Source organism: Paracoccus sp. J56 (assembly GCF_019633685.1).
Lineage (GTDB): Bacteria > Pseudomonadota > Alphaproteobacteria > Rhodobacterales > Rhodobacteraceae > Paracoccus > Paracoccus kondratievae.
Genome location: NZ_JAFL01000010.1, coordinates 1 through 21,813 on the forward strand (window position 1 = coordinate 1; position 21,813 = coordinate 21,813).

At 63.0% G+C, this 21,813-nt stretch carries 19 protein-coding genes and 1 pseudogene; 6 read left to right on the plus strand and 14 right to left on the minus strand.

What is annotated here, in order from left to right; translation table 11 throughout:
* The 8 genes and pseudogenes from M511_RS09025 to M511_RS09060 form a co-directional block, all read right to left on the minus strand.
* A pseudogene (locus tag M511_RS09025) lies at positions 1 to 272 on the minus strand (IS701 family transposase); the annotation flags it as partial.
* 135 nt (positions 273 to 407) lie between these two features.
* Positions 408 to 2,036: a DUF4139 domain-containing protein gene (locus M511_RS09030; protein ID WP_085501983.1), complete on the minus strand. Its 1,629-nt coding sequence runs from the start codon at positions 2,034 to 2,036 to the stop codon at positions 408 to 410.
* A 106-nt stretch (positions 2,037 to 2,142) separates the two neighbouring features.
* Positions 2,143 to 3,165 carry an aspartate-semialdehyde dehydrogenase gene (locus M511_RS09035; RefSeq protein WP_010391985.1) on the minus strand — a complete coding sequence of 341 codons (1,023 nt, stop codon included), beginning with the start codon at positions 3,163 to 3,165 and terminating at the stop codon, positions 2,143 to 2,145.
* Positions 3,166 to 3,266: 101 nt separating this feature from the next.
* Positions 3,267 to 3,881 carry a glycosyltransferase family 29 protein gene (locus M511_RS09040; protein ID WP_010391983.1) on the minus strand — a complete coding sequence of 205 codons (615 nt, stop codon included), beginning with the start codon at positions 3,879 to 3,881 and terminating at the stop codon, positions 3,267 to 3,269.
* Positions 3,878 to 4,924, minus strand: a complete 1,047-nt coding sequence (locus M511_RS09045; protein WP_085501984.1) for a glycosyltransferase family 4 protein — start codon at positions 4,922 to 4,924, stop codon at positions 3,878 to 3,880. The genes M511_RS09040 and M511_RS09045 overlap by 4 nt, the downstream gene beginning before the upstream one ends.
* Complete coding sequence (locus tag M511_RS09050) at positions 4,917 to 6,110, minus strand: MFS transporter (RefSeq protein ID WP_010391979.1); 1,194 nt, start codon at positions 6,108 to 6,110, stop codon at positions 4,917 to 4,919. Before M511_RS09050 ends, M511_RS09045 begins: the two co-directional genes overlap by 8 nt.
* Positions 6,111 to 6,179: 69 nt before the next feature.
* Positions 6,180 to 6,956 carry a 5'-nucleotidase, lipoprotein e(P4) family gene (locus M511_RS09055; protein WP_085501985.1) on the minus strand — a complete coding sequence of 259 codons (777 nt, stop codon included), beginning with the start codon at positions 6,954 to 6,956 and terminating at the stop codon, positions 6,180 to 6,182.
* A 96-nt stretch (positions 6,957 to 7,052) separates the two neighbouring features.
* Complete coding sequence (locus M511_RS09060) at positions 7,053 to 8,297, minus strand: MFS transporter (RefSeq protein WP_085501986.1); 1,245 nt, start codon at positions 8,295 to 8,297, stop codon at positions 7,053 to 7,055.
* A 121-nt stretch (positions 8,298 to 8,418) separates the two neighbouring features.
* On the opposite strand from M511_RS09060, the gene M511_RS09065 reads away from it, so the two are divergent.
* Positions 8,419 to 9,006 carry a glutathione S-transferase family protein gene (locus M511_RS09065; RefSeq protein WP_010391973.1) on the plus strand — a complete coding sequence of 196 codons (588 nt, stop codon included), beginning with the start codon at positions 8,419 to 8,421 and terminating at the stop codon, positions 9,004 to 9,006.
* On the opposite strand, the gene M511_RS09070 is transcribed toward M511_RS09065, so the two are convergent.
* The 5 genes from M511_RS09070 to M511_RS09090 all read right to left on the minus strand — a co-directional run bounded on the left by M511_RS09070 (position 8,982) and on the right by M511_RS09090 (position 14,786).
* The gene (locus M511_RS09070) at positions 8,982 to 10,244 is read right to left on the minus strand and encodes a TIGR03862 family flavoprotein (RefSeq protein WP_085501987.1); all 1,263 of its coding nucleotides are present in this window, start codon (positions 10,242 to 10,244) and stop codon (positions 8,982 to 8,984) included. The genes M511_RS09065 and M511_RS09070 overlap by 25 nt on opposite strands.
* Entirely contained in the window at positions 10,217 to 11,245 is a 1,029-nt protein-coding gene (holA, locus tag M511_RS09075; protein WP_085501988.1) for a DNA polymerase III subunit delta, read from the minus strand. Before holA ends, M511_RS09070 begins: the two co-directional genes overlap by 28 nt.
* Entirely contained in the window at positions 11,242 to 11,727 is a 486-nt protein-coding gene (gene lptE / locus M511_RS09080) for an LPS assembly lipoprotein LptE (protein WP_010391970.1), read from the minus strand. Before lptE ends, holA begins: the two co-directional genes overlap by 4 nt.
* The gene (gene leuS / locus M511_RS09085) at positions 11,714 to 14,248 is read right to left on the minus strand and encodes a leucine--tRNA ligase (protein ID WP_085501989.1); all 2,535 of its coding nucleotides are present in this window, start codon (positions 14,246 to 14,248) and stop codon (positions 11,714 to 11,716) included. The genes lptE and leuS overlap by 14 nt, the downstream gene beginning before the upstream one ends.
* A 76-nt stretch (positions 14,249 to 14,324) precedes the next feature.
* On the minus strand, positions 14,325 to 14,786 hold the full coding sequence (locus tag M511_RS09090) for a DUF3576 domain-containing protein (protein WP_085501990.1): 462 nt from the start codon (positions 14,784 to 14,786) through the stop codon (positions 14,325 to 14,327).
* 322 nt (positions 14,787 to 15,108) lie between these two features.
* Between M511_RS09090 and M511_RS09095 the strand changes: the two genes are divergently transcribed.
* The 5 genes from M511_RS09095 to pnp all read left to right on the plus strand — a co-directional run bounded on the left by M511_RS09095 (position 15,109) and on the right by pnp (position 20,761).
* The gene (locus M511_RS09095; RefSeq protein WP_010391965.1) at positions 15,109 to 16,113 is read left to right on the plus strand and encodes a porin; all 1,005 of its coding nucleotides are present in this window, start codon (positions 15,109 to 15,111) and stop codon (positions 16,111 to 16,113) included.
* Positions 16,114 to 16,182: 69 nt separating this feature from the next.
* Positions 16,183 to 16,836: a YggS family pyridoxal phosphate-dependent enzyme gene (locus M511_RS09100; protein ID WP_085502059.1), complete on the plus strand. Its 654-nt coding sequence runs from the start codon at positions 16,183 to 16,185 to the stop codon at positions 16,834 to 16,836.
* 174 nt (positions 16,837 to 17,010) lie between these two features.
* Positions 17,011 to 17,901, plus strand: coding sequence for a calcium-binding protein (locus M511_RS19175; protein ID WP_010391963.1), 891 nt, complete (start codon positions 17,011 to 17,013; stop codon positions 17,899 to 17,901).
* A gap of 151 nt (positions 17,902 to 18,052) precedes the next feature.
* Positions 18,053 to 18,322 (plus strand): 30S ribosomal protein S15, encoded by a 270-nt coding sequence (gene rpsO, locus M511_RS09110; RefSeq protein ID WP_010391962.1) that lies wholly within the window; start codon positions 18,053 to 18,055, stop codon positions 18,320 to 18,322.
* Positions 18,323 to 18,610: 288 nt separating this feature from the next.
* Positions 18,611 to 20,761 carry a polyribonucleotide nucleotidyltransferase gene (gene pnp / locus M511_RS09115; protein ID WP_010391961.1) on the plus strand — a complete coding sequence of 717 codons (2,151 nt, stop codon included), beginning with the start codon at positions 18,611 to 18,613 and terminating at the stop codon, positions 20,759 to 20,761.
* Between the two features lie 368 nt (positions 20,762 to 21,129).
* Here pnp and M511_RS09120 read toward each other — a convergent pair whose 3' ends face one another.
* Positions 21,130 to 21,786: a peroxiredoxin gene (locus tag M511_RS09120; protein ID WP_085501991.1), complete on the minus strand. Its 657-nt coding sequence runs from the start codon at positions 21,784 to 21,786 to the stop codon at positions 21,130 to 21,132.
* Positions 21,787 to 21,813: the final 27 nt, after the last annotated feature.

A 21,813-nucleotide genomic window follows, 5' to 3' on the forward strand; every position in this document is an offset into this window, starting at 1 on the left:
AGCGCATAGTCGCGCACGATGTTGCGCAAGGCATCGGCATCCCAGTGCACCCGACCGAGGATCGCCTGCTGCCGCCAGGGACCCTTGTCGCCAGCGGCGTCTGCCCGCATCCATCCGGTCTTGCGCCGTTCGTCTCCCAGCAGGCCATCGAGAAACTGCCCTGCCGATACCGCAACCCGTTCCTGCGTGAACAGCACCCGCATCCGCAACTTCACGTCCCGAAGCGACGAAGCCCACAGCTCAAGCGTTTCCTCGACAGCTAATCCCGACATCCATGACCCCATTCAAATCATGGTAGCCCAGTGATTCAGAAATGAGATGAAAACGCAACTGTAATGCTAAGGCAGCAAAACCCGATCAGCCGGCCGGGGCGATTTCGCCCCGGTATTGATCGCGGGACGGACGCGTCACTCGCCGCCGACCAGCGCCTGCCCTTCGGGCCAGCGTAGCGCGGTGGTCAGGGTGATCTGCTGTGTCTCGCCTGCCTTGATCTCGCCGTTCCAGACCAAAAGCCCGCGCTTGCCATCAGGGTCGGTCTCATCCGGTTCGGGCTTGGCGGACCAGTCGATGCGCAAAGCCTCCTGGGTCGAAACTGGAACCTGATCGATCACCCGCAGCGGCCATGCCTCGGCGGTCAGGTTGCGGATCTGCAAGATCGCGGTTTCGCGCCGCTCAGAGGATTTTGAGATCAGCCCGCGATTGCCCTCGACCTCGTCGGGAATGCGCCGTTCCAGCTTGATGCCGGTCAGCGGACCGAAGCCCAGTTTCATATCGTCGCCGGCGGCGGTCAGCTCAAGTGCGCTGCGTCCGACCATGGCGCCGTCGGCATAGAAGGTCGCCTGTCCCGGCAGGATGATGGCGCCGGTCGAGTTAACCGTGTCGGCGACCAGATAGGCGGTGCTGTCGCGCCGCGGGACGGCTTCGGCAAGGATCCTGGGCGTCAGATCGTGGGAATCGAGCGGCAGGCGCAGCGCGTCGGCCCCATCGCGCAGCGTTACCGGCGCCGGGTAGTCATAGACCACTGTTTCGCCCAGCATCCCCATCAGCGCGGTGCCGGCGATCCTACCTCGGGCGAGGGGGGCGGCCTCTGCAGTCGCATCCATGGCCATTTCTGCCATCGGTTCACCTGAACGGCTGTAGAGCTTTCTGTCCTGACCTTCGAGGCGGGGGAACGAAGGGTAAAGCTCGCTCGGTGCCGATTGATCCATAGGCCGCGCGGTGGAAAGCAGCAGATGCGCGCCCAGCCAATCCTCGCCGGTTTCCTGCCGGACGACCAGCCCGCGATCCAGCCGCAGCGTCTTTTCCTTGCGCTGCAGCCAAAGGTCATAGACCGGCGACCAGCTTGCCTCGTCAGTCAGGCTTGTGATGCGGATACGGGCGGGCTGGCCCTGCCCCTGCACTGCGATGACCAGCGCGCCGCGACCGGAATCCGTACCGCGCAAAGCCTCAAGCCGGGCCTCGGCGCGGGCCAGCTCTTCTTCCAGATCCTCGCGCCCGGCCTCGGCGGTCTCGGCCTCCAGCTCGGCGCGAACCGCGGTTTGGCGGGCCTGCAAAAGTTGCTCGCCAACCGTATTTGCCAGGGTGGTGATGTCCGTGGCACCGACGGTGTCGGATTCGGCAAGCTTCATCAGGAATTCGATGGTGTCTTCTGCGGCTTCGGCACGGGCCTTGATTCCGGCCACGCTGGCGTCGCGTTCGGCGAGTGCGGATTTGAGGCGGCGGACCTCTTGCTCTGCCTCGCGCAGTTCGGGGGATTTCGCCGGAGTTTCGGGCAGCGCGCGTTCCTGCTGAAAGCCGGTCGCGCCAATCACCGCGCCTTTGGCGGTGACGCGCAGGCTGGCGGGATCGATCCCTTCGGGAATGCCGGGGATGACCAGTTCATGCGCTCCGTCGGGCAGATCAAGGCTGGCTTCGCGCGTAACGCTTGCACCCCACGGATAGACGGTGACGTCAGTGACGCGGGCAGTTGCCTCGATCCGGTCGGCAAAGGCCGGGCCGGCGGCAAGAATGGCGGTGGAAAGCAACAGATGGCGCATCAATTTCCCTCGTCGTGAATCCGGTCAGGGTCTGCAAGCGCCGTGGGAAATGCAAGAGGGCGCCCCCACGAAACCTGCGGGAGCGCCGTCACATCTTCGTATCCGATCAGCCCTTCCTGAGGCAGCGATTGCCCAGAAGCTCGGCGATCTGGACCGCGTTCAGCGCCGCACCCTTGCGCAGGTTGTCGCTGACGATCCACATGTTCAAGCCGTTTTCAACCGTCACGTCCTGACGGATGCGGCTGACGAAGGTGGCGAAATCGCCGACGCATTCCACCGGGGTCGCGTAGCCGCCCGGCTCGCGCTTGTCGATGACCAGCAGGCCCGGAGCCTCGCGCAGGATGTCGCGGGCCTCGTCTTCGTCGAGGAACTCTTCGAATTCGATGTTCACCGATTCCGAATGGCCGACAAAGACCGGCACGCGCACACAGGTTGCCGTGACCTTGATCGCCGGATCGATGATCTTTTTGGTCTCGACCACCATTTTCCATTCTTCCTTGGTGTCGCCGCTATCCATGAAAACGTCGATTTGCGGGATCACGTTGAAGGCGATCTGCTTTTGGAACTTCTTGGGCTCGACTTCCTGACCGGGGACATAGACGCCCTTGGTCTGGTTCCACAGCTCGTCCATACCCTCTTTCCCGGCGCCCGACACCGACTGATAGGTCGAGACGACGACGCGCTTGATACGGGCGCGGTCATGCAGCGGCTTCAGCGCCACCACCATCTGCGCGGTCGAGCAGTTGGGGTTCGCGATGATCATCTTGTTGCGATAGTTCTCGACCGCGTCGGGGTTCACCTCGGGAACGACCAGCGGGATCTCGGGGTCGTAGCGATACAGCGACGAGTTGTCGATCACCACGCAGCCTTGCGAGGCGGCGATCGGCGCATAGGTCTTGGTCGCGTCGGAGCCGATGGCAAAAAGCGCGATATCATAGCCGGTAAAGTCGAACCCTTCGATGTCCTTGCACTTCAGGGTCTTGTCGCCATAGCTGACCTCAGTGCCAATGCTCCGGCGCGAAGCCAGAGCAACAACCTCATCGGCAGGGAACTGGCGCTCGGCCAGGATGTTCAGCATTTCACGGCCCACGTTCCCCGTGGCGCCGGCGACAACGACCTTGTAGCCCATTGGGGTCTCCTATGACAAAGGACGACGCGATATAGGGTGTTTCCCGGGAAAGGGAAAGCAAGATTTCGTCAAAAAGACTGATATAATGGCAAAATTCTGTCCTAATGACGAATAATTCGGCGATCTGACGAGATCAGCTCCTGAACCCAGGCAGATTCCTGTGAAAAATCATGGGGAACCTGCTCGGCGGTTCGCCGGCCCGACAGCGACAGAGAGGCAAAGAAATCAAAGCCGAAAAGCTCTAGCCGCGCCATTTGCGACCAGGTGATCAGCGCGATCATCATTGCTCCGGTGGTGGGCGGTGCGCCAAGCTGGTCTCTTAGTGCCTGATAATCGCCCAGTGGATGCAGGTAAAAGCCGGGGCTGATCGCGGTTTGCCAGTCCAGCCGCTTGCGCTTGGGCGACATCCACAGGATGCGCGCGGGCGCGATACGGTCACGGTCCGCATCGGGCAGCCGTGTCGCCAGCGCCAGCCAGTCGGTGCGGGTGCCGTGGCTTGCGGCGGCGGGCATCGGGGCGCGGTTGATGCGGATAACCAGGTCGGCGTTGTCGATACGCTTACCATGTCCGGTCTGGGCCAATGCGCGCGCATTACCGACCAGTGCGACATGTTTGTCCTTTAGCGCCGCAAGCAGGTCGCTTTGCGGCACCGAGAGGCTTTGCAGCGCCGTCTCATTGCGCAAGGTCCGGGCGATCAGAAAGCCCAGGCGGTTCACGACAACAGCCTGCGATAGACCTCTGTGATGGCGCGGGCCTCGCCCTCGATGGCGTGATTGGTCTGGACATGCTCGCGCGCCGCCTGCCCCGCCGCCTGCCTGCCCGCATCGTCGTCCAGCCAGTGCGCCAGTGCTGTGGTCAGCGCATCAAGGTCCTCGCGGTCGACAAGGCTGCCCGTTTCTCCGTCGCGGATCAGCGTTTCATAGGCACCGACCAGGGTGGCGACGGTCGGCACGCCGCAGGCCGCGGCTTCAAGCGGGGTCAGGCCAAAACCTTCCCACCGGGCCGGGGCGGTGAACAGGTCGATGGCCTGGTAGTTGCGCACCACCTGCTCCCACGGGACTTCGCCGAGAAAGCGGATACGGTCTGAAAGGCCGGCGGCCTCGATTTTCGCCTTCAGCCCGTCCGCAAAGGCCTGATTGTCGGCGGTGATACGTCCGCTCATGATCAGCCGCGCACGCGGTCGCGAGGGGAACAGTCGCAGCGCCGCCTCGACCAGCAGATCAATGCCCTTTTGCGCACGGACGCGGCCAAAACAACCGATCACGATGTCATCAGGTGCAAAGCCCAGTTCGGCCCGCAGCGCCGCGCGATCGGGGGCGGGATGAAAGACCGACAGGTCCACGCCGTGCAGGATCACCGTGGCGGGACGTTCAAGATAGCTCGCAGCCTGCGGCGAGGTGGCGATCAGCGCGTCCTGACGACGGATCAGCCAGCGGGTAAAGCCGGTATGGCGGCGTTGCGCGGCCGAGGTGAACAGCAGCCGGTAACGCCGCCGCAGCATATGCCGCAGGATCAGCCCCAGCGCCATTTCCGTGTTGCGCCGCGCGTGCCAGACCCGCCAGCGGTCCCGGGGCAGCAGCGCGGCGCGGGTCAGTGGAATATGTGGCAGATCGGGTGGCAGACCGGGGCCGGTGGCGACGATGCCGATCATGCGTGCCTGTACCGGGATCAGCCGCACCACGGTGGCCGTCACGCCCGACAGGCGGCGTTTCAGGTTCGGGGCAACCACATTGATCCGGTCGGCGGGAATTTCAGGCATCAGGTGTCTCGGGCGTCAGGAAATACAAAAGGAACCCCACCGTAAGCGGAATCAGGAAAAACAGGAACAGGGTTGAGTAAGCATGCGCCGCATCCCCGCCCGCCGAGGCCCAGCGATAAACCGGGCGCGAGGAGAATTGCAAAAGTCCGGTTCCTCCGATCGAGAACATGTTGAGGAAGGTGACACCCCGCCCTACCAGATGTTGGGGTAAAAAGGCGCGGCCATGCGCCATGAGGACGCTGTAACTGACCCCCGACAGCCCGACGAGCGCCAGCAGCGTGACCGACAGCGGGACGCTTTCGGCGGGAAAGAGCCATAGCGCCGCCATGACTGCCACCCCGCCGCCGTTCGAGATCAGCGCCAGACGCCGGATCGAGCCGACAAGCCGCAGTGCCGGCCCGACAAGAAAGTTGCCGACCACCATGGCAACACCCATCGCCAGCGTTGCCTGGCCGATAAGCTGGTCCGATGCGTCGTGCACCTCGGCCATATAGGGACCCGCCCATAGCCCGCGGATCGCGGCCGAGGCGGCATAGTTCACTGAAAACAGCGGCAGGATGAACCACAGCGGCCGCAGTCGCAGGATTTCGGCCAAAGAGCCGGGCCGCTCGGTCGGGGGCAGCCGCTCGGGGTCGCGGGTCAGCGCAAGGATCGCCACCGCCACCGCAAGTGTGGCAAGCGCAAGCAGGGCCAGCGTTTCGCGCCAGCCGATGGCCTCGATCGCCCAAAGCAACGGGGCCGTGCCCAGAATATTGCCCATCGAGCCAAAGCCCACCGTCGCCCCGGCCAGCGTGCCAAAGACTGCCGCCGGATAAGTGCGCGCAAAGATGTAATAGCTGCCCATCAGTGCCGGCGCGCAGCCAACCCCCATCAGGGCCAGTGCGACGTGCAGATGCCAGGGCGCCTGCGCCAGCGCAAAGACCGCTGCCCCGCCCGCGCCCCCAAGCGCCAGCAAAGCTGCTACGGTCCGGCGCGGCCCGACCCGGTCCAGTGCCGTGCCGATGGGGATCTGCATCAGGGCAAAAGTCAGGAACCACATGCCAGATGAGATCGCCAGATCTTCGGGGTCGGCCCCCAGCTCGGTGCGTAGCACCGGCGCCAGAACCGCCAGGAAAGCGCGGTAAAACTGGCTAAGTGTATAGGCCAGGATCAGGCTGATGATCCCCGCCGACATCAATGCACGCATGAACCCCCTCCGGCCAGACGGGCCGAGACTTGCCGATCCCCCGGCCAGAGGCAATGGTCCTTTCGGCGGTTATTCGGTCTTGAGCACGGCGTCCCAGCCGGTCAAAGGTGCCTCGCTCCATTCGCCATAGGTGGCGTTTGGCAGCACGATCCAGTCGGTGCCGAAATGGGCGCGGTTTTCTTCTACCTTCTGCCGTTTGGTGGCGGTGTCGGCCTTATGAAATACGCCGTCAAAGTCGTGCAGCGTATCGCCGAGCAGCAGGATGATCTGATGATCCTTTGACACGACGCCGCGCCGCTCGATTTTGGTGGTGCCGTACAGCAGCACCTGATCGTCCGAAACCTGCGGCAGCCCAAGTTCGTTCAGCGTGGCGATGGTCGAGGGTTTGTTCTCGCCGAAACGGTCCGAGATGTAGTAGATCGCTACCCCTGCCTTGTCGGCATGATCCAGAAACTCTTTGGCGCCGGGGATCAGGGTGGGTTTGCCCTCACGTTCCCAGAAACCCCAGGTGTCCCAGGTGTCGTATTGGTGGCATTCCTGCATGTCACGGACCAGCAGCGCGCTGTTGTCGATCACCGTTTCATCGAGGTCAGTGACAACAGCCAGCTTTGACGGGTCTTCGGCCTTGGCAACGGCGGCATCCAGCCGTTCGGTCGCCAGCGCAAAAGCCTGCAATTGCAGCGCCTGCACCTCGGCCGATTGCTGCTGATAACGCAGACCCATGGCAAATTCGCGCACCTGGCATTGCGGCATTTCCCCGGCGTCCTGCGCCAAAGCAGCCGGAACAAGCAGCGCCGTTGCGGTCAGGCCTGCCGCCAGACGGCGGGCAAGGCGGTCAATGGACATGAAAACTCTCCCTGTTTCGCGGTGGCGCTTCTGTCTGCGCCTGACCGCAAAAGCTAGATTTCATTGATTGACCAGTCAAACAAAAAACCGTCTGGTTCAGGTAGTGGCCAACCGTGAGGGGGCCTCGCGCACGGGCAGGTGGATCAGCGCGCTGAAGGCTCCGACGCCGACCCCTACCCACCAGACGATCGTGTAATCGCCGTAGATGTCGTACATCTTGCCGCCCAGCCACACGCCAAGGAACGAACCAAGCTGGTGGCTAAGAAAGACAAAGCCGTAAAGCGTGCCCATGTAGCGCAGCCCGTAGATATAGGCGACCAGCCCCGAGGTCAGCGGTACGGTCGCAAGCCACAGCCCGCCCATGACCAGCGAAAAGATGATGACGCTGGTCGGCGTGATCGGCAGCAGGATAAAGGCAGCGGCGGCAATGGTGCGCAGCGTATAGATTCCGGCCAGCAGGTATTTCTTGGTATAGCGCTTGCCCAACCAGCCCGCAAAGATTGATCCGGCGATATTTGCAAGCCCGATCAACGAGATAGCTGCCGCACCAAGTGTCGAAGTGGTGGTGATCCCGATGCTTGCCAATGTTCCAAGGGGGCTGATCGGTCCGCACATCTCGGTCACCATGGCGGGGAAATGCGCGGTGATAAAGGCCAACTGATAGCCGCAGGAAAAGAAGCCGGCAAAGATCATCAGATAAGACGGGTCGGTAAAGGCGCGTTTCAGCACCGAACCCATGCTTTCCTCAAGCTCGCTGCGGCTGGCGGGCTTGCCACTGCTCAGCATGGGCAGGAAAAACAGACAGGCCAGCACGATCACCCCAAAGATGATGAACACGCTTTGCCACGGGTAATGCATCAGCAGCATCTCGGCGAGCGGCGCGCCAAAAACCTGCCCGGCCGAGCCGGCGGCAGTGGCGATCCCCAGCGCCAGGCTGCGGTTTTCGTCGCTGGCGGCCCGCCCGATCACGGCAAGGATCACGCCAAAGCCGGTGCCGGCGATGCCAAAGCCGACCATGACCTCTAACAGCTGCACGGTCAGTGGGTCGGTCGCATAGGCTGTCAGGATCAACCCGGCAGAGTACAGGAATGCGCCGATGATCACCGACCAGCGGTCGCCCCAGCGTTCGGCCAGCGCGCCAAAGATCGGCTGACCGATCCCCCAGGCCAGGTTCTGGATGGCGATGGCCAGGCTGAACTCGGCGCGCGGCCAGCCGAATTCCTGCGCGACGGGGATCTGGAACACGCCAAAGCTGGCACGCAAGGCAAAGTTGATCAGCAGGATAAACGATCCGCCGATCAGCACCGCATTGAACAGCGGGGCGCGCAGTGTCCTGTTCATGAAGATCTCCCTCTCGCAGCCCGCAATTCCTGCGCCTCGATGGCGGCCGCGTCAATGGCGCTGATTGTGGGAATCGTCCCGCCGGTCTAGCCTTGGATCATAAGGCAATGCGAGGAGCCAGATGTATCAGGTAATCGGAACTGGCAAGAGCCGCGCCCTGCGCGTGCTCTGGATGCTCGAAGAGCTTGGGCGTCCCTATGAGCATGTCGCCGTCAATCCGCATTCCGAAGGGGTCACACCCTTCAACCCCGCAGGCAAGGTGCCGGTGCTGGTGGTGGACGGCACGCCCATCACTGATTCGACCGCGATCCTGACCTATCTGGCCGACAAGCATGGCGCGCTGACCCATCCCGCAGGCACGCTTGAGCGCGCGCGCCAGGACAGCCTGATGCAATTCGTGCTGGACGAATTCGACGCCGCCTTATGGCTTGCCGCGCGCCACAGTTTCATCCTTCCCGAGGAAATGCGCCTTGCCGCGATCAAGAATACCCTGCGCTGGGAGTTTGAGCGCAGCCAGCGTACCCTTGTCCATCGCATGGCCGACGAAGGTTTCCTGATGGGCGACCGCATGACGGTGCCCGACATCATTCTGGCGCATTGTCTGACCTGGGCCCTGACCGCACGGTTTCCGATCATCGAACACCGGCTGACGGGTTATCTTGAGATGATGCGCGCCCGGCCCGCCTATCTCCGTGCCGCGGCGAGATAAGCGGCGGCACCCCGGCCAGCCCGGCGCCCGGTGGCAAGACAGCCGGTCAGCAGATAGCCCCCGGTCGGAGCCTCCCAATCCAGCATCTCGCCCGCGACAAAGACCCCGGGCATCGCCTTCAACTCCAGAGTCTCAGCCACGCTCTCGGCGGCAATCCCTCCTGCAGAAGAGATCGCGCGCGCAATACCCATCGGCCCCTCATGCGACAGCACCAGCGCTTTGGCGCGACGGGCCAACTCATCGTTCGCCAAAGGCAGCGGCCTGCCCCATTCCATCAGCAGCGCAGCGCGAACCGGATCGCCCAGCCCCCGGCGCAATCGGTTGCCGATCGACAGTCTGGACGGTGCGCGCGCAAACCGCCGCGCCAGTTCATCAACGCCCAGATCCGGCGCCAGATCGACGTGGACCCGGGCGCCGTCGCGAATGGCAGCCGAGACCTCATAAACGCCCCCGCCCTCAATCCCCTCGGCAGTGACGACCCATTCGCCCCGGCTGACATGCTCTCCGGCCCATAGGGCGACACCCTTGACCGCCTGCCCAAAATGCCGCGCCATCTGCGCTGACCACGAGACGCGAAAACCCATATTCGCAGGCTGGAAGGGCACGACCTCAACGCCGCGCCCGACAAGCCAGGGCACCCATGCCGCGTCCGAACCAAGCCGGGGCCAACTCGCCCCTCCCAGTGCCAGCACCACGGTGCGGGGACGCAGCAAGGCTGTACCCTCCGGTACTTCAAACCGCCAGAACACTCCGTCAAAGCCGTTCCAGCGCCAGCGGGTACGCAAATCGACGCCCTGCCCCGCTAATCGCGCCAGCCAGGACCGAAGCAGCGGCGACGCCTTCATCCCGACCGGAAAAACACGCCCGGTTGAGCCGGAAAACAGCTCGATTCCCAACCCGCGCGCCCAGCTGATGACCTCCTGCGGCCCGAATTCTTCTGTGCTCAAATATCCCGGGGGACGCGCGCCCGCCCCCATTGAGGGGGCGGGCGCGCGGGGGGCAGAGCCCCCGTACCGCGTCATGAACAGCTCCCAAGGCTCATCCTTAGTCAGGTTCAGCCCAGATTTTCCGGCCATCAGGAGTTTGCGCGCCGGGGTCGGCATGGCCTCGGCCACCACCACCTGCGCACCCTGTCCGGCCAGAACCTCGGCCGCCATCAACCCGGCAGGCCCCGCGCCGATCACCAGTGCCCCGACGTCTTGCGGATTTGTCACCGCACCCCCCGCGGCATCATGCATAACCGCAGCAGCATCCGCTCCATCAGCGCCATCGCCGGAGCGCGAGAGGATGAGCGCAGCACCAGATCGGTCTCGATCAGCTGATGGATCGCATCTTCCAGCGCGCGCATCCCCCAATCCTGGGCCTGCCGGATCATCCGGTCACGGCGTGGCCCAAAGACCGGAGGGCGCAGCCGTGCCAACCCTGCCCCCGGTCCGCCGGGGTCCGAGGCGGCGGTATGCAGCGCCCTGAAATGCCGCAGCGCCGCGATGCACAGCGTCACCGGGACAATGCCTTGTCCCTCGATGCGTCGCATCAGCTTTCCGAATTCGCGCGCCCTGCCCTCGGCCACGCAATCAATCAGGTCGTCGACCTCGGCCTCGATGGTCGCAGGTGCAAGGGCTGCGATCTCGGCCGGGCTTAGCGGTTCGGGGTCACCATGTTTGTAAAGGCCGATCTTTTCCACCGTCTGGCGGAAATCGCCGGGATCAAGCGCGCGCGCCAGCGCCATCAGATCGCGCATCGATTCGCGCGGGATTTCCCGCAACCCGGCATCGCGCAACCAGCGCCCGACCTCATCCTCACCAGGCGGGTCGTCATAGATCGGGGCGGTGACAGCGGCAGGATGGGGCTCGAAAAGCTTGCGCAGCGCCGAGGATTTGTTCAGCGCCCCGGCCGCGACAACGATCACGGCATCGCCCGACCTCCATTCCGAGATTGCCGCGGCGATGGCGGGGGCAGCAGCATCCGTTGCGTCATCGACCAGCACCACGCGCTGACCGGGAAAAAAACCGACCGCCTTGACGGCATCAAGCAGGGTTGCGGGGTCGCGGCGCAGGTCACCGCCCGGGATGCGGGTCAGCCGCATCTCTTCCTCGGCACCCTCACCGACCAGAGCCTTGATGGCCTCGGCCCGTTTCAGTGCCACCCGCATCGCGTCCTGGCCATGGATCAGCAGTGCCGGGCGGGTCGGATCGGGCCGCGCCAGATAATGTCCGATCTCGGCGCCCTTGAGGATCATGGCACCGCGTCTGGCTGAACGGCCAGCAGCCGCGTCACCACCTGATCGGCCAGCATACGGGCCAGCCGGTCATGCGCGTCCTGTTCGGCCGCCATGGTGGCGATGGTGGTCCCCGTGGTCGAATATGAGGTAAAGCTGCTCACCTGTCCGCGCGTCACCTCGCGGGCCGAGCTTGCCTCGGTCAGCACGAAATCGGCGGTGCCGTTCAGGGCGTAGCGCGTCGTCACCTCATCCCGGGTGATCGCCTGCGGAACAACAGCGATGCGCAGCCGGTATTCCAGCAGGAAGCGCGCGTCTTTTTCCGGCCCCAGCTGCTCGGCAATCCGGCCTGCAAAGGCAAAATCGTCCGGGGTACGCGGATCGGCGGTGCGGACCTGGCCAAAAAGCTTGCCGCCCGTGCCCCCCGGTCCGTAGACCGGGGAAAAGCCGCAGGCCGCCAGCGCCAGCGCGCCAAGGATCGCCGTTCGTCTAGACCACGACATTGACGATCCGCCCCGGCACGACGATCAGTTTCTTGGGCGCAGAGCCGGCCATGAATTTCTGCACCGTCTCATCGGCCAGAACGAGCGATTCGATCTGTTCCTTGGGCATGTCTTTGGGCACCTCGATCTCGGCACGGCGCTTGCCGTTGATCTGGATCGGCAGCACGACCGAATCCGAAATCAGCAACGCCGGGTCCGCCTTGGGCCAGGGGGCATCGACAACCATGCCCTGTCCGCCGGCCCTGGACCAGACTTCTTCGGCCAGATGCGGCACCATCGGGGCCATCAGCTGGGCAAGGATGCGCAGCACTTCGCGCCGCGAATCGCCGCCTGCCTTTGATTTTGCGGTCGTGTTCGCCAGTTCGTAAATCTTGGCCACAGCCTTGTTGAAGGCAAAGCTTTCTATGGCGCGCGTCACCTCATCAATGGCGCGGTGTGCGGCGCGGATCAGATCGGGGTCTTCGCCCCCTTCGGGGATCTCGTCGGCAAGCCGCCACACCCGGCCAAGAAAGCGGTTCGCGGCCTCGGCCCCGGCGGCCGTCCATTCGACGTCACGTTCGGGCGGGCTGTCCGAAAGCATGAACCAACGCGCGGTATCCGCACCAAAGCTTCCGACGATATTGACCGGATCAACGACGTTTTTCTTGGATTTCGACATTTTGGCCGAGGGAATCACCTCAACCGCTGTGCCATCGCTCAGCTTTCCGTCGACGACATCTTCGGGCAGGTGATAGACCGGGCGACCGCGTCCATCCCGGGTCATGTAGATCTCATGCGTGACCATGCCCTGGGTAAAGAGCGCATCGAAAGGCTCTTTCGCGGCTTCGGGCAGGTGGCCGGTCCTGACCATTGCCCGGGCAAAAAAGCGCGAATAAAGCAGATGCAGAATCGCATGTTCGATGCCGCCGATATATTGGTCGACATTCATCCAGTAGTCAGATTCGGCCCGATCGGTCGGGGTCGCGGCATGGGGCGCGGTAAAACGCGCATAATACCAGGACGAATCGACAAAGGTGTCCATGGTGTCGGTTTCGCGCCGCGCGGCGGCACCGCAATTCGGACAGGTCACCTGACGCCAGTTCGGATGGCGATCCAGAGGGTTGCCGGGCTGGTCAAAGCTGACATCCTGCGGCAGCAGAACCGGCAGGTTGTCTTTCTTTTCAGGCACCACACCGCAGCTGTCACAATGGACCACAGGGATCGGGCAGCCCCAATAGCGCTGGCGCGAGATGCCCCAGTCGCGCAGCCGGTATTTGGTCACGCCTTCGCCATAGCCATTCGCCTCGGCATGGGCGATGGCGGCATCCACCGCGGCCTCTCCGGTCTGTTCGGCCTCTCCGGCAAAGCCGCGCACATAGGTCACGACTTCGGATTTGAGCGGCACATAGGGTTCTTTGGCGACCAGCGCGTCGGCCTCGTCCAGCGTCGTGCCGCGCGGGCCAAAGGTGGCGCGGATCGGCAACCCGTATTTCACCGCGAATTCATGGTCGCGCTCATCATGGGCGGGCGAACCAAAGATGGCGCCGGTGCCATAGTCCATCAGCACGAAATTCGCGATCCAGACCGGCAGTTCCCAGCCGGGATCAAGCGGATGACGAACCCTGAGCCCGGTGTCAAAGCCCAGCTTTTCTGCCTTTTCAAGAGCTTCCTCGCTGGTGCCGAGCTTGCGCGCCTCGGCGGCAAAGGCGGCAATGCGAGGGTCGGCCTCAAGCCTGCGCGCCAAGGGATGATCGGGCGAGATCGCGACAAAGGACGCCCCGCGCAGCGTGTCCGGGCGGGTGGTATAGACCTCAATCTTTTCAAAGCCTTCTGGGGCGTTCACGGTTTCGAACCGGAATTGCAGGCCCCGCGACTTGCCGATCCAGTTCTGCTGCATCAGCCGGACCTTCTCGGGCCAGCCCTCCAGCCCGTCCAGCGCCGCAAGCAGCTCTTCGGAATAGTCCGAGATGCGGAAGAACCATTGCGTCAGCTCGCGCCGCTCGACCGGGGCGCCCGACCGCCAGCCCTTGCCGTCGATCACCTGTTCGTTGGCAAGCACGGTCATATCGACCGGGTCCCAGTTGACCATGGCCGATTTGCGATAGATCAGCCCCGCCTCAAGGAAATCCAGAAACAGCGACTGCTGCTGCTTGACGTAATCGTCGTCGCAGGTGGCAAATTCGCGGCTCCAGTCGATTGACAGGCCCAGCGGTTTCAGCTGCCCCCGCATGGTGGCGATATTGCCGTAGGTCCAGTCGCGCGGATGGCCGCCCTGTTCCATCGCGGCGTTTTCGGCCGGCATGCCAAAAGCATCCCAGCCCATCGGGTGCAGCACGGAAAAGCCCTGCGCGCGTTTGAACCGGGCCACAACGTCGCCCATGGTATAGTTGCGCACATGGCCCATATGGATGCGCCCCGAAGGATAGGGGAACATCTCGAGCACGTAATATTTGGGCCGTTCGTCCCGGACGGCGCGGAACGCGCTCGCCTCTTCCCACGCTTTTTGCCAGCGCGGCTCGCTGATTGCGGGATCATAGGGCATGGAAACCTCCGGGCGTCAGACTGCCCGCAGGGTATTAGCCGCTTGCCCGATGCAGGTCCAGCGGGGTCGGTGCTGCTTAGAGATTACGGTCCTGCAGCCGCAGCTGACGGGCGCGGGTCAGAATCGCGTCTTCGACCGCGCGGACCGTGTCCGGCGCCACCGCTGCGCCGCCCGAACCCTGCAGCGAAACCTTAAGCGCACGCGCATCAAGCGAAGGATCGCTGACCTTGATTGTGGCGCGATAGGCGCGGCCACCGCCCGGAGGCGTACCGTAGCCGGTGACGATCACGCCGGTAAAGGGGTCGACCGACTGGATCGGCAGAAAGTCCAGAACCTCCAGACTGGCGTTCCAGAGATAGCGGTTGACGGCCACCGTATCGTTCGGGTCGCGGCGATTCGAAAAGACGTCCCAGATCGTGGATTCGCGCTGTTGCGGCTGCGCGGTCTGGGACTGGCCCTGACGTCCTGTGCCCGAACAGGCGGCAAGCCCCGCCAGGATCAGCAGGGTGGCGGTCAGCCGTACGGCGCGTCTGGTCATCTGAAGTCCCCCGGATCGTCCTTGCCGGAGCCATAGCGCAATTTTGCCCCTTGCGACAAGAGATGCCGCGCCTGCCTGCGCAATCCGGCTGGCCGTGGTGAATATAGTACGCGCGCGGGACAGGGGGCGCATGGCTCCGCGGCGGGGCAAAACCGGCACCGGGGCGTTGCAATGGGGTGTGGCTCATGTGCATCACAGCATCCCGGAAACTGGCTAAGTGGATGCGATTTCGTTGCAATGCGGGGGGGAAAGCGCGACACAACAGGCATACCCCAGCCGGTACTCCGGGGTGGGGCATACGAGAGAGACAAGAGGGAAAACCATGAAAAAGGTTCTTTTCGCCACCACCGCGCTGGTTATGACCGCCGGTGTTGCCGCTGCCGAAGTCGCCATCTCGGGCGACGGCCGCATGGGTGTGATCTATGACGGTGACGATGTCCAGTTCGCCAGCCGCGCCCGCGTGAAGTTCACGCTGACCGGCGAATCGGACGCTGGTCTGTCCTTCGGCGGTGAATTCCGCGTTGACCAGGAAGACTGGAACAACTCGTACCGTTCGGCTGCCCGCGGTGAGCGTGGCGCTGTCTGGATTTCGGGCACCTACGGCAAACTGTCGATGGGCGACGTCGTTTCGGCTTCGGAAGCCGCGATCGGCGACCTGTATGAGATCGGCTACACCGACGGCGCCGTTGCTGGCGATCCGGAAGAGATCAGCTACCTGGTCGGCGACGGTGCCAACCGCGATCAGGGCCCGACGATCCTGTATGAATACACCGTCAACCAGATCTCGTTCTACGCTTCGGCTACCGATGGTGTTGACACCAGCGTCTACGACGTGACCACCGGCGCTAACAGCTACAACCCCATCACCGGCAGCCCCGACTCCGACGCTCTGTCGGATCACGTTGCCTACTCGCTGGCCGCTAAATACGACGCCGGCAACTGGTGGGCCGCTCTGGGCTATGCCAAGCACGACGACATGAGCGAAATCTCGCTCGGCGGTGAAGCCAAATTCAATAACTTCTCGGTGAAAGGCGTCTTCGTCAAATACGACGACGTGTTCGTCGGCACCGGCGCTGAGTTCGACTCGACCATCGGTCTGTCGGCTGCTTACCAAGCTGACGCTCTGACCGTGAAGGGCTTCTTCCGTCAGGACAAAGTTGACGTGTATGGCGCCAGCGACATCAAACCGCGCGCTATCGGTATCGGCGCTGACTACGACCTGGGCGGCGGCGCCGTTCTGGCCGGCGGCATCATCAACGTCGACTCCGACGTTGCTGGTGTAGACGACGACACCTACGCTGACGTCGGCGTGAAGTTCAAGTTCTGATCCGTCAGAACCTGGAATCAGGAAGAGCGGGCCTTGCGCCCGCTCTTTTCTTTTGGGAATCATGCACTCATGGGACTGGAAGAGATCAAGCGCCGCATCGCGGCGGCCGAAAAGGCATCGGGACGCGCAGCAGGAGAGGTCACTCTGATTGCGGTCAGCAAGGTGCAGCCCCCCGGGCGGGTTGAGGCGGTATTGGAAACCGGCCACCGCATCTTTGGCGAGAACTACGTCCAGGAAGCGGTCGGAAAATGGCCCGATTGGCGCACGCGCTTTTCCGGGGTCGAGCTGCACATGATCGGCCCCTTACAGACCAACAAGTTGAAACCTGCGCTTGAGCTTTTTGACGCGATCCACACGCTGGACCGTCCGTCTTTGGCAAGTAAACTGGCCCGGCAAGTGCAGGCACGCGGCAGTTGTCCGCAGCTTTTCGTTCAGGTGAACACCGGTGCCGAGCCGCAAAAGGCGGGTATTCTGCCGGATGATGCCGATGCCTTCATCGCCGAGTGTCAGGCCATGGAGCTGGTTTTATCGGGGTTGATGTGCATCCCGCCCGAGGGCGAAGATCCGGTGCCGCATTTCCGCGCTTTGCGTGACATCGCCGCCCGTAATGGTTTGCGCGGCCTGTCGATGGGTATGAGCGCCGATTTCGAAACCGCCATTGCCGAAGGCGCAACCCATGTCCGCGTCGGCAGCGCAATCTTTGGCGCTCGCGATTATAGCTGACCCGTTCAGATCACCCTTTTACTGAATCCTCGGTGCGGCCGTGAGGAGCATCTGCTTTGTTAACTCATTGTTGACATTGAGGATGCGAGCCCAGCGGTGCCGCGCTAGATTGCTCGTAAAGGTTGTGTGATTCTTTCGGGTGTTGTCATGTTATTGCTCAGCAGTCTGCTCACGATGCTGTTCGCTGGTCTTGCCATTGACGTGACCTCGACGACCCGGAACCCGACGACTGATGATGAGCCGGACGGTTCGGGCAGCCCGCCTGACGGTGATGAGGGTAATGGGGCTGAAAGTTCCGTTCAGGATGGCACCGAAGGTTCGGACTGGCTGGCCGGCGGCGAGGGTGATGACCTGCTGCGCGGTCATGGCGGCAACGACGATCTGCATGGCGGGCAGGGGAATGATACCCTGTTGGGCGGCGACGGCGATGACTGGATCTATGGCGACGGCGATTATGGTCCGGGTGGCGACGATCTGATCGGCGGGGGCGAGGGCAACGATTACCTCACCGGTCAGGGCGGCAATGACACTCTGCACGGTGGCGGTGGTAACGATACGATCTTTGGCGGTGAGGGCGATGACCTGCTTACCGCTGGTGACGGCGATGATTGGCTGTGGGGCGGGATCGGCAATGACACCCTGATCGCCGGGCGGGGCGAGGATGATCTGGACGGAGGTGAGGGCGATGATCTGCTGATCGGTTCGGCCGATCCGGATCGCGCCTGGCTGCATGGCGGTGAGGGTCGCGATACGCTGTTGCCCGGCGCGGGCGATTTCGCCGAGGGGGGCGAGGGCGAGGATCTGTTCGCTCTCGAAATGCCTGGCGACCGGGCTGACTTGGACGCGCCTCCGGCCGTTATTGCCGATTTCAACCCACGTGAGGACCGGATTGAGCTGCGCTATCAGGATGATGGCAGCGGCACCGAACCTGTCGTGACGGTTGAGCGGGACGAAAACGACGCAGCGGTGATCCGCGTGGACGGGGTGATTATCTGCGAGGTTCAGAACGCCCCGAACCTGCGCGCAGAAGATATCCTTTTGAACCAGATCAAACCGCAGAAGTAACCGTGCTGGCCAAGGAATCCGCTTTCCTTTTGCACCGATTCCGCCTATACGCCCGCATCCGCCTGAACGATTCTGGCGGTGTTCTCCATGGGCCTGTGCTGGACGACATCCCGGCCTGAGCCATAACCCTTTGTTCTGAAAGGAGCCCCCGATGTCGATTACGGTTGAAGAAAAGAACCGCGTCATGGCCGAATTCGCCACCAAGAAAGGCGACACCGGCTCGCCCGAGGTGCAGGTTGCGATCCTGTCCTCGCGCATTGCTACTCTGACCGAGCACTTCAAGACCCACAAGAAAGACAACCACTCCCGCCGTGGTCTGCTGAAGCTGGTCGCGCAGCGTCGTAAGCTGCTGGACTATCTGAAGCGCAAGGACGAAGCCCGCTACACCGCGCTGATCGGCAAGCTGGGCCTGCGCCGCTAAGGCAGGAACAGGGTGGCGCAAGCTGCGCCGCCAAGCGTTGCGCCCGTGGCCAAGGCCGCGGGCGTTTGCATTTTCCGGCCACGGATTTGCCCGTTACGCTGCTGGCCTGAAGGGGCAGGGCGCTGGCAAACCACTTCCCATGCACCCTGTTTTCCTGTATGGGGCAACTCCATCTGTGACGTGACGCCAGGCCCCGGGGCACATGCAAAGGATAGGGGCGGCGGCAATGGGGCCGCCATTTGACACGGGACGCGACCGGAGGGCCGGCGCGTCGCCAGAGGAAACCGAATGTTTGATGAAGTGAAGAAATCGATCCAGTGGGGCAATGAAACGCTTACGCTGGAAACGGGCAAGGTTGCCCGTCAGGCCGACGGCTCGGTGATTGCCACTCTGGGCGAAACCAGCGTGATGGCCAACGTCACTTTCGCCAAGGAACCCAAGCCCGGTCAGGATTTCTTTCCCCTGACGGTGCATTATCAGGAAAAATACTATGCCGCCGGCAAGATCCCCGGCGGTTTCTTCAAGCGCGAAGCACGCCCGAGCGAGCGTGAGACGCTGACCGCGCGCCTGATCGACCGTCCGATCCGCCCGCTGTTCGTCCCCGGCTTCAAGAACGAAGTGCTGGTGATGTGCACCGTGCTCAGCCACGATCTGGTCAACGATCCCGATATCGTCGCCATGATTGCTGCCTCGGCTGCCCTGACCATCTCGGGCGTGCCCTTCATGGGGCCGATCGGCGCGGCGCGCGTTGGCTTTGCGAACGGCGAATATGTGCTGAACCCCGAAGTTGCCGATATGGAAAACCTGCGCGGCAACCCCGAGCAGCGCCTTGATCTGGTCGTTGCCGGTACCCGCGACGCGGTGATGATGGTCGAATCCGAGGCCTATGAGCTGACCGAGGCCGAGATGCTGGGCGCGGTCAAGTTCGGCCACGAGGCCATGCAGCCGGTGATCGACCTGATCATCTCGCTGGCCGAAGAAGCCGCCAAAGAACCCTTTGAGTTCCAGGCGCCGAACTACTCGGCCCTGTATGACCGCGTGAAATCGCTGGGCGAGGCCGATATGCGCGCCGCCTATGCAATTCAGGACAAGGGTCAGCGCCGCGACGCCATCGAGGCAACCAAGGCAAAGATCCTCGAAGGTCTGAGCGAGGAAGAGCAGCTTGACCCGAACCTGGGTTCGGCGCTGAAAAAGCTGGAATCGGGCATCCTGCGTGGGGGCATCATTGATGGCCGCCCGCGGATCGACGGCCGCGACAACCGCACCGTGCGTCCGATCGACGTGGAAGTCGGCTTCCTGCCGCGTACCCATGGTTCGTCTCTGTTCACCCGCGGCGAGACGCAGGCGCTGGTCGTGACCACCCTGGGCACCGGCGATGACGAACAGATCATCGACGCGCTGCACGGTAACTTCCGCAGCAACTTCCTGCTGCATTACAACTTCCCGCCCTATTCGGTCGGCGAGGTTGGCCGTGTGGGTTCGCCGGGCCGTCGTGAGATCGGTCACGGCAAGCTGGCATGGCGCGCGCTGCAGGCGGTTCTGCCTGCGCCGACCGACTTCCCCTACACCATCCGCGTGGTCAGCGAGATCACCGAATCGAACGGCTCGTCCTCGATGGCTTCGGTCTGCGGTGGCTCGCTGTCGATGATGGATGCGGGTGTGCCGCTGAAGGCTCCGGTTGCCGGTGTCGCCATGGGTCTGATCCTCGAAGAGGATGGCCGCTGGGCAGTCCTGACCGACATTCTGGGTGACGAGGACCATCTGGGCGACATGGACTTCAAAGTTGCCGGGACGGAAAACGGCATCACCAGCCTGCAGATGGACATCAAGGTCGCGGGCATCACCCCCGAGATCATGGAGCAGGCCCTGGCCCAGGCCAGGGACGGCCGGATGCACATCCTGGGCGAAATGTCGAAAGCTTTGTCCGAGGGCCGTCGCGAATTCAGCGCCCATGCTCCGCGTATCGAAACCATGACCATTCCGGTCGACAAGATCCGCGAAGTTATCGGCTCGGGTGGCAAGGTCATCCGCGAGATCGTCGAGACTTCGGGCGCCAAGGTGGACATCAACGACGATGGCACCATCAAGATCGCCTCGTCCAACGCCGATGCGATCCGCAAGGCGCATGAGATGATCTATTCGATCGTGGCCGAGCCCGAGGAAGGCAAGATCTACACCGGTAAGGTGGTCAAGCTGGTCGACTTTGGTGCCTTCGTGAACTTCTTTGGCAAGCGTGACGGCCTGGTCCATGTCAGCCAGATCGCCAACAAGCGCCTGAACCACCCCAATGAGGTGCTTAAGGAAGGCCAGGAGGTCAAGGTCAAGCTGCTAGGCTTTGATGACCGTGGCAAGGTTCGCCTTGGCATGAAAATGGTCGACCAAGAGACGGGCGAAGAGATCCAGCCCGAGAAAAAAGAAAAAGAAGACGCCGAAGGCTGATCTTTCTTTTTCTTAGTGCATATCGGCCCGTCCGCAGGTTTGCGGGCGGGCTGTTGCTTTTTCGGCGAGGTTATTGTCCGCCAGGGCGGTCGGGTCAGCTGTTTGTTTCCCCGGTTTGATGGTGCGATCCATTGTTTGGAATGGAAGGATGCCTTATAGGCGAGTTCGTTGTGGAAGCGCCACGACCACGCTCGCCGTCCAAGCGGCCATACAGTGATTGGCAGCCTTGCCCGCAGGCTCAAGACCCTCGACGGTCAATACATCTGCAAGATCCGGACATCAGAGCCGGAACGATTCATCCAGAACCGTCCGCCAGATGTCCGAACTGAACAATCCAGGCGGGGCGAAAGGCCCCACCCGGCCCGGAGTTACGCCGGGTCCTTGGCAAAACGCAGGTAAGGCAGCTTTTTGTCAAGCTGGCCATAGCGCGCCTCGGCGGCGGCGTCGTCCAGCGCCAGCGCCACGATCACATCCTGGCCCGGGACCCAGTTTGCCGGGGTTGCCAGCGGAACGCCGTCGGTTTTCCGCACCGCGTCAAGTGCGCGCAGGATTTCGGCAAAGTTGCGGCCGACCGACATCGGATAGGTCATGGTCAGGCGCACCTTTTTGTCCGGCCCGATGATGAACACCGTCCGCACGGTGGCCGAGTGTTGGGGCGTGCGGCCTTCGTTCGGCAGGTAATAGTCGGCGGGCAGCATGTCATAGGCCTTGGCGACCGTCAGATCGGTGTCGTCGATGATGGCGAAATTGGCCGGAACGCCAGCGACTTTTTCAATGTCGGCCTTCCATTTCCCGTGATCCTCGACCGAATCGACCGAGACGCCCAGCACCTTGGTGTTGCGCTTTTCGAACTCGGGGACCAGTTGCGCCACGGCACCGAATTCCGTGGTGCAGACCGGGGTAAAGTCCCGCGGATGCGAGAACAGGATCGCGTAGCTGTCGCCGATCCAGTCGTGGAAGCTGATCTGCCCCTCGGTCGAGTTGGCAGTGAAATCGGGGGCGATATCGTTGATGCGCAGGGACATTGCAGGTCCTTTCGGTTGGCTCTCCCG

Bases quoted from the DNA above. Each gene is read 5' to 3' on its own strand.
- M511_RS09045 (WP_085501984.1), bottom strand. From the start codon at position 4,924: ATGCCTGAAATTCCCGCCGACCGGATCAATGTGGTTGCCCCGAACCTG.
- M511_RS09050 (WP_010391979.1), bottom strand. From the start codon at position 6,110: ATGCGTGCATTGATGTCGGCGGGGATCATCAGCCTGATCCTGGCCTAT.
- M511_RS09035 (WP_010391985.1), bottom strand. From the start codon at position 3,165: ATGGGCTACAAGGTCGTTGTCGCCGGCGCCACGGGGAACGTGGGCCGT.
- M511_RS09120 (WP_085501991.1), bottom strand. From the start codon at position 21,786: ATGTCCCTGCGCATCAACGATATCGCCCCCGATTTCACTGCCAACTCG.
- M511_RS09065 (WP_010391973.1), top strand. From the start codon at position 8,419: ATGTATCAGGTAATCGGAACTGGCAAGAGCCGCGCCCTGCGCGTGCTC.
- M511_RS09055 (WP_085501985.1), bottom strand. From the start codon at position 6,956: ATGTCCATTGACCGCCTTGCCCGCCGTCTGGCGGCAGGCCTGACCGCA.
- pnp (WP_010391961.1), top strand. From the start codon at position 18,611: ATGTTTGATGAAGTGAAGAAATCGATCCAGTGGGGCAATGAAACGCTT.
- M511_RS19175 (WP_010391963.1), top strand. From the start codon at position 17,011: ATGCTGTTCGCTGGTCTTGCCATTGACGTGACCTCGACGACCCGGAAC.
- holA (WP_085501988.1), bottom strand. From the start codon at position 11,245: ATGATCCTCAAGGGCGCCGAGATCGGACATTATCTGGCGCGGCCCGAT.
- M511_RS09070 (WP_085501987.1), bottom strand. From the start codon at position 10,244: ATGCATGATGCCGCGGGGGGTGCGGTGACAAATCCGCAAGACGTCGGG.
- rpsO (WP_010391962.1), top strand. From the start codon at position 18,053: ATGTCGATTACGGTTGAAGAAAAGAACCGCGTCATGGCCGAATTCGCC.
- M511_RS09100 (WP_085502059.1), top strand. From the start codon at position 16,183: ATGGGACTGGAAGAGATCAAGCGCCGCATCGCGGCGGCCGAAAAGGCA.
- M511_RS09095 (WP_010391965.1), top strand. From the start codon at position 15,109: ATGAAAAAGGTTCTTTTCGCCACCACCGCGCTGGTTATGACCGCCGGT.
- M511_RS09030 (WP_085501983.1), bottom strand. From the start codon at position 2,036: ATGCGCCATCTGTTGCTTTCCACCGCCATTCTTGCCGCCGGCCCGGCC.
- lptE (WP_010391970.1), bottom strand. From the start codon at position 11,727: ATGTCGTGGTCTAGACGAACGGCGATCCTTGGCGCGCTGGCGCTGGCG.
- M511_RS09090 (WP_085501990.1), bottom strand. From the start codon at position 14,786: ATGACCAGACGCGCCGTACGGCTGACCGCCACCCTGCTGATCCTGGCG.
- M511_RS09060 (WP_085501986.1), bottom strand. From the start codon at position 8,297: ATGAACAGGACACTGCGCGCCCCGCTGTTCAATGCGGTGCTGATCGGC.
- leuS (WP_085501989.1), bottom strand. From the start codon at position 14,248: ATGCCCTATGATCCCGCAATCAGCGAGCCGCGCTGGCAAAAAGCGTGG.